This window comes from Streptomyces fulvoviolaceus, assembly GCF_000718165.1.
Taxonomy (GTDB): domain Bacteria; phylum Actinomycetota; class Actinomycetes; order Streptomycetales; family Streptomycetaceae; genus Streptomyces; species Streptomyces fulvoviolaceus.
Genome location: NZ_JOEY01000083.1, coordinates 21071 through 28916, shown reverse-complemented (window position 1 = coordinate 28916; position 7846 = coordinate 21071). Strand labels below are relative to the sequence as shown.

General features: G+C 72.3%; 8 protein-coding genes. 1 reads left to right on the top strand and 7 read right to left on the bottom strand.

Annotated elements, in window-relative coordinates; translation table 11 throughout:
- Positions 1 to 346 (top strand): formate dehydrogenase accessory sulfurtransferase FdhD (locus IG08_RS0149420; protein WP_030620239.1); only part of this gene is annotated, 346 nt, incomplete at its 5' end.
- 92 nt (positions 347 to 438) lie between these two features.
- On the opposite strand, the gene IG08_RS0149415 is transcribed toward IG08_RS0149420, so the two are convergent.
- The 7 genes from IG08_RS0149415 to IG08_RS0149385 form a co-directional block, all read right to left on the bottom strand.
- Positions 439 to 1479, bottom strand: a complete 1041-nt coding sequence (locus IG08_RS0149415) for a sugar phosphate isomerase/epimerase family protein (RefSeq protein WP_030620236.1) — start codon at positions 1477 to 1479, stop codon at positions 439 to 441.
- 88 nt (positions 1480 to 1567) lie between these two features.
- Entirely contained in the window at positions 1568 to 2962 is a 1395-nt protein-coding gene (locus IG08_RS0149410) for an alkaline phosphatase family protein (RefSeq protein WP_030620233.1), read from the bottom strand.
- A complete protein-coding gene (gene eboE / locus IG08_RS0149405) occupies positions 2959 to 4128 on the bottom strand; it encodes a metabolite traffic protein EboE (RefSeq protein WP_030620230.1) in 1170 nt (389 codons plus the stop codon). The genes IG08_RS0149410 and eboE overlap by 4 nt, the downstream gene beginning before the upstream one ends.
- A gap of 3 nt (positions 4129 to 4131) precedes the next feature.
- A complete protein-coding gene (locus IG08_RS0149400; RefSeq protein WP_030620226.1) occupies positions 4132 to 4980 on the bottom strand; it encodes a TatD family hydrolase in 849 nt (282 codons plus the stop codon).
- On the bottom strand, positions 4980 to 5711 hold the full coding sequence (locus IG08_RS0149395; protein ID WP_030620224.1) for an EboA domain-containing protein: 732 nt from the start codon (positions 5709 to 5711) through the stop codon (positions 4980 to 4982). The genes IG08_RS0149400 and IG08_RS0149395 overlap by 1 nt, the downstream gene beginning before the upstream one ends.
- Complete coding sequence (locus IG08_RS0149390) at positions 5708 to 6832, bottom strand: TIM barrel protein (protein WP_234343183.1); 1125 nt, start codon at positions 6830 to 6832, stop codon at positions 5708 to 5710. Before IG08_RS0149390 ends, IG08_RS0149395 begins: the two co-directional genes overlap by 4 nt.
- Positions 6829 to 7803, bottom strand: a complete 975-nt coding sequence (locus IG08_RS0149385) for an SCO3242 family prenyltransferase (RefSeq protein ID WP_030620218.1) — start codon at positions 7801 to 7803, stop codon at positions 6829 to 6831. Before IG08_RS0149385 ends, IG08_RS0149390 begins: the two co-directional genes overlap by 4 nt.
- Positions 7804 to 7846 lie beyond the last annotated feature (43 nt).

Genomic DNA, 7846 nt, shown 5'->3' with positions numbered 1-7846 from the left:
CGCCGCAGCCCTGTTCACCGAACACGGCGAACTCCTCGACATCCGCGAGGACGTCGGCCGCCACAACGCCGTCGACAAACTCGTCGGCCGCGCCCTGCAGAACGGCGACCTGCCGCTATCCCGCACCATCCTGCTCGTCTCAGGACGCGCCTCCTTCGAACTGGCCCAAAAGGCCGTCATGGCCGGCATCCCCCTCCTCGCAGCCGTATCAGCCCCCTCATCCCTAGCCGTCGATCTCGCCGCCGAGACCGGCCTGACCCTGGTCGGCTTCCTGCGCGGCACCTCCATGAACGTGTACGCGGGACAGGACCGCATCACCCTGCGGGCCGCGGCCACCCAGGGCTGACCGGCCCCCCGCTGCACGACGGCGGGACCCCGATCGGGCGGGGAGCGCCCCCTGCGCCCGCGGGGTCCCGCCTCAGTCGTGCACGCGCTCCGTCAGCACTTCTCCCTCAGCGAGTGGAGGTACTCGCTGGAGCGGCGCGCGAACGTGAAGGACTCGGTCGGCTGGTCGTGCTCGGCCTGCCAGTGGTGGGCCAGTCGTTCGCCGCGCAGCCGGGTCACGGCGGAGATGAACCGCTGGTAGTCGATGTCGCCGTCGCCGACGTCGGTCATGCGGTAGCCGTACTGGTTCGCCGGGTCGCTCACCCCGTCCTTGACGTGGAACAGCGGGTAGCGGTGCGGCTGCCTGAGGACGTAGTCGAGGGGTTCGAAGGGCGCGGGCGTGCCGTCGGGCCGCTTGGAGAAGCGGAACTGGCCCGAGTACGCCCAGAAGATGTCCATCTCCAGGTAGACGAGGTCGGGGTCGGTCTCGGCGAGCAGCACGTCGTAGAGGCGGACCTTGGGGTTGTCGGTGGCGAAGGAGAACTCCTCGGAGTGGTTGTGCTGGTAGAACTTCATGCCACGCGCCTTCGCCGCCGCGCCGTACGCGTTGAACTCCTCGGCCGCGCGCTTCCACGCGTCGACGGTGGAGCCGTAGCGGAACGGCCCGGAGGCGGTGCCGATGTGTTTGAGGCCGAGTGCCTGGGCGTCGTCGAGGACCTTGGTGAGGTTCTGGGCGAAGGTGTAGGCGTTCGGGTCGGTGGAGTAGTAGCCGACGTGGCTGCCGATCGGGTTCAGGCCGTAGTTCTTCGCCAGTCGCTTGAGCTGGGCGAGTGTGATCGGGCCGGCCGAGCCCTGGGTGTATCCGGCGAACTCGACCTCGTCGTAGCCGTACTTCTCCAGTTCGGCGAAGACGGGGGCGAAGCCCAGCGTGGAGACCTTGTCGCGCAGGCTGTAGAGCTGGATGCCGAGCCGGCCGGGCGGCAGGACGGGGCGGCCGCGGCCGGCGGCTCCGGTCGCGGTCTCGGTGGCGGCGGTGGCCGGGGCCGCGGCGGCTCCGAGCAGGGCGGCGGCGGTGGCGCCGGCGGCCACGCCGAGCATGCCTCGTCTGCTGAGGCGGTGGGTGAGTTCGGGGTCCGTGCGGTGCATGCGGCTCATGCCTGGAACTCCTCGGGATCGGAGGGCGTTGTCAGTGGTGAGTGCTTCACTTGTGACCAGTCGGAAGAGACCGATCCGGTGGTGCCGGTCAGTCGAGACCGGCGAGTTGGAGCAGCAGTGCTTTCACGTCGGTGGCCTCGATGCGGTCGCCGACAGCGCGGGGGGTGGAGCAGATGAGGAGCGGACCGTCGTCGTCGCTCGCGGGAAGGCGGCCGTGGCTGCCGCGAATAGGTGACGGATCCAGGGGCACGACCGCCATGCGGTAGCGCAGGCCGAGTTTCTTGCGGGCCAGCGCGGTGGCCGCCTTGACCTTGACGTAGGGGTCGAGGGGATCCATGAAGAGTTCGACCGGGTCGTAGCCGGGTTTGCGGTGGATCTCGACGAGCTGTGCGAAGTCGGGCGCGTGGGCGTCGTCGAGCCAGTAGTAGTACGTGAACCAGGCGTCCGGCTCCGCCACGGCGACGAGTTCGCCGGAGCGCGGGTGGTCGAGATGGTGAGTCTTCTTGCCCTCGTCGTCCAGGAGTTGCTCGATGCCGGGCAGCTCGGCGAGCGCGGCTCGGGCGGCGTCCAGGTCCTCCGGTCGGCGGACGTAGACGTGGGCGATCTGGTGGTCGGCGACGGCGAAGGCACGGGATGCCATCGGGTCGAGGTACTCCATGCCGTCCTGCGTGTGCACCTCCAGCAGGCCGGCGCGGCGCAGAGCGCGGTTGATGTCGACGGGGCGGTCCGCGCGTGTGATCCCGTACTCGGACAGCGCGACGACGGTATGGCCCTCGGCTCGGGCTTCCCTCAACAGCGGGGCCATGGCCTTGTCCAGGTCGGCGGCCGCTTTCAGGGAGCGCGGGTCGTCGGGGCCGAAGCGCTGCAGGTCGTAGTCGAGGTGCGGGAGGTAGCAGAGCGTCAGGTCGGGGTGCCGGGTGCGCATGATGTGGCGGGTCGCGTCGATGATCCACTGGCTGGAGACCAGGTCCGCGCCGGGGCCCCAGAAGTGGAAGAGGGGGAAGGTGCCGAGTTTCTCGGTGAGTTCGTCGTGCAGGGCCGGGGGCCGGGTGTAGCAGTCGGGTTCCTTGCGGCCGTCGGCGTAGTAGATCGGACGGGGGGTGACGGTGATGTCGGTGTCGGCGCCCATGGCGTACCACCAGCAGATGTTGGCGACCGTGTAGCCGGGGTGGGCGCGGCGGGCGGCGTCCCAGAGTTTGTCTCCTGCGACGAGGCCGTTGTGCTGGCGCCACAGGAGTACGTCGCCGAGTTCGCGGAAGTACCAGCCGTTGCCGACGATGCCGTGCTCCGACGGGTGGGTGCCGGTGAGGAAGGTGGACTGAGCGGCGCAGGTGACGGCGGGCAGGACGGTGCCGAGCGGGGCGCGGGAGCCGGACCGGCCGAGGGCTTTGAGGTGGGGCATGTGGTCGAGGAGACGTTGGGTGAGGCCGACGACGTCGAGGACGAGGAGTGGGGTGGGGCCGCTTCCTTCAGGTGTGCTCATGGGAGCTCCTTCAGGCCGAGGTCCGTCAACAGGTCGCGGGCGAGGGTGAGTTCGGCGGCGATGCCGTCGGCGAGCTGGGCGCGACCGCGGGGCCGCAGCTCGGACGGGAGGGCCTGCCAGGTGTAGGTCTCGACCTCGAGGTGACGGGTGAGCGGGTGCGGGCCGCCGACGAGCCGGGTCAGTGCGGCCTTCAGCACCGGGAGCGTGGAGGTGAGGGGCTCGGCTGGGGCCGCGTGCAGCGGGACGTGGAAGTGGGCGCGCCAGGGTGCCGCGTCGGGCAGGGTGTCGCCGCCGAGGGCCTCGCCGAGGTCGTCGGTGCCGCGCAGGCCGGCGGAGGTGGCGGTGCGGGTCTGGTGCAGGAAGCGGGGTTCGTCGAAGGCGGCCAGGGCCTCGCGGACCTCGGGGAGATGGGGGTGCTCGGCGTGCAGGGCGGCCGACAGCTGGGACTTGACGACGGGGATGCCGGCCCGGGTGAGCGTGTCCAGGGCGGTGTGCGGGTCTTCGAAGGAGGTGGCGAGGTGGCAAGTGTCGACGCAGATGCCGATCCGGTCGTGGGCGATCGCGGTCAGCGGGGCGATGGCGTCGGTGGTGGTCTCGACGACGCAGCCGGGTTCCGGTTCCAGGCCGATGCGGATGGAGCGGCCGGTCAACTCCTGCAGGGCGTCGAGGCGTTCGGCGAGGGTGAGGAGGGCGGTGCGAGCCTTCTCCGCGCATCCGTCGTCATAGGCGGTGCGCCAGGCCAGTGGCAGGGTCGAGACGCTGCCCTCGGTGACGTCGTCGGGGAGGAGTCCGGCGAGGACGCGGGCCAGGGCGGTGGTGTGGTCGAGGCGTTCGGGGTCGGCCCAGTCCGGCTTGTAGACGCGGTACTTGACCTCCTCGGCGCCGAATCCCTCGTAGGGGAAGCCGTTGAGGGTGACGACTTCGAGGCCGCGTCGGTCGAGTTCGGTGCGCAGGTCGCGCAGCGCGGACGGGTCGGTGACGAGGGAGTGGGCGGCGTCCCGGGCGAGCCACAGGCCGATGCCGAGGCGATCGCGGCCGAGCCGGCGGCGGACGGGTTCGCAGTGGTCGCGGAGCTGGGCGAGGACGCCGTCGAGGGTTTCGGCGGGGTGGACGTTGGTGCAGTAGGCGAGGTGGACGGTGGTGCCGTCGGGGTGGCGGAAGCGCATGGCTCACGCCCCGCCGCGGAGGATCGAGTTGCCCTCGTGGGTCGCCGCGGTGTCGGCGGGGGCGAGGTTCAGGCGGCCGCTGAGCCCGTAGAAGGCGATGGGGTTGCGCCACAGCACCCGGTCGACGTCGTCCTCGGTGAAGCCCTCGGCCAGCATCAGGTCGCCGACCTTGCGGGTCTTGAGGGGATCACTGCGGCCCCAGTCGGCCGCGGAGTTCACCAGGACCTGCTCGGGCCCGTGGTCGCGGAGGATCGCGACCATCCGCTCCTCGTCCATCTTGGTGTCGGGATAGACGGAGAAGCCTAGCCAGCAGCCGCTGTCCTTGGCCTCCTTGACGGTGGTCTCGTTGAGGTGGTCGATCAGGACGCGGTCCGGCGGCAGCGCGGACTCCCGGACGACGTCGAGAGTGCGGCGCAGGCCGGCGAGCTTGTCGCGGTGCGGGGTGTGGACGAGCGCGGGCAGTTCGTGGTCGGCGGCGAGCTGGAGCTGGGTGGCGAGGGCGGTGTCCTCGGCCGGGGTCATCGAGTCGTAGCCGATCTCACCGACGGCCACGACCTGGTCCTTGACGAGATAGCGGGGCAGTTCGTCGAGGACGGGGACGCAGCGCGGGTCGTTCGCCTCCTTGGGGTTGAGGGCGAGCGTGCAGTGGTGGGCGATGCCGTACTGGGCGGCTCGGAAGGGCTCCCAGCCCAGGAGGGAGTCGAAGTAGTCGAGGAAGGAGGCGGGAGAGGTGCGGGGCTGGCCGAGCCAGAAGGACGGCTCGACCACGGCGCGTACGCCGGCGGTGTACATGGCCTCGTAGTCGTCGGTGGTCCGGGACGTCATGTGGATGTGGGGGTCGAAGAGGCGCATCAGGACTCCTTGCCGTCGCTGCCACGGGTGCTGTGTTCGGCGCCCCTCGGCTCGGCGGGCGGGGTGGCCGTGGGGTCGGTCAGGGTCAGGACGCGGTGCAGGTCTTCGGGCACGGGTCGGCCCGCGGCGGTGCGTTCGGCGGCGTAGTCGCCGAGCATGCGGGCGAGTTCCGTATCGGCGTGGGCGCGGCGTTCCAGCTCGGCCACCTCGTCCACGGGCACGCCGGTGAACAGGCACTTCAGTACGGCGTGGCGCCAGTTGTGGGGGTCGAGGTGCCGGGCGGCGTAGGGGCCGACGGCGGCGGCGAGGAGCCGGGTGTCGTTGGTGCGCAGGGCGTCCTCGACGAGCGGCAGGGCGTCCGGGCCGGCTACCAGGTGAGGCAGGGCGTGCAGGACGGCGCGGCGTTCGGCGGCGGTGCCCTGAGCGTAGACCCGGGTGAGGGCGTCCGTGTCGGCGCGGGCGGCGTCCAGGATCAGGACGCGGACGGCGTCGGCGTGCTCGGGGCCGCAGCGGCGCCCGGCCTCGGCGAGACGCAGTTCCCAGACGGAGATGGGTCCGTGGATGCCGGGATGGGCGGCGGCCTCGTCGAGGGCCTGGTCGAGCCAGGTGCGGGCGGCTCCGCCGAGCTGCTGGGTGAGGTGGGTGTGCAGGCCGTCCAGTGGGGTGCGGGCGAGGGTGGTGCCGCGGGTGTCTCCGGTGCGGGTGGCCGGGTTGGTGCGGGGGTGGGTCATGGGGTGCTCCCTTCTGGGGTGGCGGAGGGCTCGCCTGGGCGTGGTGCGTCGGGCAGTGGGGCGTTCGCGGTGGCGGCGGTCGCCGTCGCGTGGTGGAGGAACGGGAGGGAGAGTTCGGCGAAGTGGGGGCCCGCGTGGGAGTGGCGGGGCAGTTCTACGACGGTCAGGCCCTGGTAGCCGGTGGCGGCCAGGGCGGCGAGTACGGGCGGGAAGTCGATGTCCCCGTCGCCGAGAGGGAGGTGTTCATGGACGCCTCGGCGCATGTCCTCGATCTGGACGTGGCGCAGCCACGGGCCGGCGGCGCGGACGCACTCGGCGGGCGACAGCGGTTCGAGGCACTGACAGTGGCCGATGTCGAGGGTCAGTCCGAGGTGCGACGGGTCGCCGAGGGTCCGACGCAGCCGGTGGAAGTCGGCGAGGGTGGCGAGCAGGTGCCCCGGTTCGGGTTCGACAGCGAGGGGGACGCCGGCGGTGGTGGCAGCGTCCAGGACGGGGGCGAGTGTCTCGGCCAGGCGTTTCCACGCGGTGTCCGGGTCCGTTCCCGCCGGAGTGGTCCCGCTGAAGCAGTGGACGGCGTGGGCGCCGAGGTCGGCGGCGACCTGGACGGCTCGGATCAGCAGGTCGACGCGGCGGGCGCGGTCGTCCGGGTCGGGATCCAGCAGCGAGGGGCCGTGCTTGCGGCGCGGGTCGAGGACATAGCGGGCACCCGTCTCGACGGTCACGGCCAGACCCAGCGCGTCGAGCCGGTGCGCGAGACGACGGGTGCGGGCTGCGAGGTCCAGGGCCATCGGGTCGAGGTGCATGTGGTCGAGGGTCAGGCCGACACCGTCGTAGCCGAGGTCGACGAGCAGGTTGAGGGCGTCGTCGAGGCGGAGGTCGGCGAGGCCGTTGGTGCCGTAGCCGAAGCGGAGGGGGGTTGCGGTGGGGGATGGTTCGGGTGAGGGACCGGGCCGGGGGGAGGGTGTCGGGGTTCGGTGAGCTGAGGGTGCCGCGGCGGGGTGAGCGTCGGGCGCTGCGGCGAGTTGAGGCGAAGGGGCCACGACAGGTTGGGGCTCGGGTACCGCGGCGGGTTCGGCTGAAGGGGCTGCGGCAGGCTGCGAGGCGGGGGCCTGAAAGGTCATGTGACGCTCACCCTCCTCGTGAACCTGGCCGCGAGCGGGGCCAGGGCCGCGGTGAGCACTGCGGTGGCCGTCGCGCCGGAGCGGGCCGAGAGTGCGGCCTGGAGGGGGATCGTGGCGCGGATGCCACCAGTGACTGCGCGTTGGGTGAGTGGGGGTGATGGGTTGAGGGTGGCGTGGAAGTAGGGGCGGGCGGCGGTGGTCGCGTAGGCCGTGGCTAGGGCCGTGCGCAGGGTGCCGTCGGTGCGGTCCGCCGGGGGCAGGGTGGTGTCCGGCCGGGTGCGCTCACGGGTCAGGAGCCGTGCCAGTACGCCGGTCGTGGCCAGCGCGGCGAGGGGCACCCAGGGTGAGCCGCCCCGGGTTTCGTGGCGCGAGACGGTCGTGACGGCGAGGGTGTGGGCGCTGAGGAGGGCAGCGGACGGGAGGGCTTGGCGGAGGCGGCTCCCGGGGCCCGGTAGGGCAGGCAGGCGTGCGCTGTCCACGTCGCCGCCCCGGACGGCGACACCGAGGCCGGCCACGCCACCCCCGCCTTGCGAAACGTCCGTATCCGGCCCGCCGACCGCCGCCGCGCCGAGCAGCAGGTCCAGCCCGCGCGCCGTCGCCATCGCGGCCGGGCCTGCCGGGGTGTGCTTCAGGGCGAGGTCGTACGCCCAGACGGTTGCCGCGAGCGGGACCGCTACGGCGAGGGCAGGTCGGCCGGCGCGGGCGGCCAGGGACAGGCCGGCACCCGTGAGGGCGCAGGCCGCTCCGAGGGCTGCCGCGGGGTGGATGCGGCCGGAGGGGAGAGGGCGGTGCGGGCGTTCGACGGCGTCCTCGTCGCGGTCGGCCCAGTCGTTGAGGGCCATGCCGGCCTCGTACAGGCACAGGGAGGAGCCCATGGCGAGGAGGGTGCGGGTGTTGAGCGGTGCGGAGATCGCGGCCGCGCCGGCCAGGGCATCGCCCGGAACCGTGAACAGGGCGGGGAGGCGGAGCAGTTCGGCCCAGGCGAGCGCACGGTCGGAGAGCTGTGTGCCGGTG

Bases quoted from the DNA above. Each gene is read 5' to 3' on its own strand.
- IG08_RS0149415 (WP_030620236.1), bottom strand. From the start codon at position 1,479: ATGAGCCGCATGCACCGCACGGACCCCGAACTCACCCACCGCCTCAGC.
- IG08_RS0149410 (WP_030620233.1), bottom strand. From the start codon at position 2,962: ATGAGCACACCTGAAGGAAGCGGCCCCACCCCACTCCTCGTCCTCGAC.
- eboE (WP_030620230.1), bottom strand. From the start codon at position 4,128: ATGCGCTTCCGCCACCCCGACGGCACCACCGTCCACCTCGCCTACTGC.
- IG08_RS0149400 (WP_030620226.1), bottom strand. From the start codon at position 4,980: ATGCGCCTCTTCGACCCCCACATCCACATGACGTCCCGGACCACCGAC.
- IG08_RS0149395 (WP_030620224.1), bottom strand. From the start codon at position 5,711: ATGACCCACCCCCGCACCAACCCGGCCACCCGCACCGGAGACACCCGC.
- IG08_RS0149390 (WP_234343183.1), bottom strand. From the start codon at position 6,832: ATGACCTTTCAGGCCCCCGCCTCGCAGCCTGCCGCAGCCCCTTCAGCC.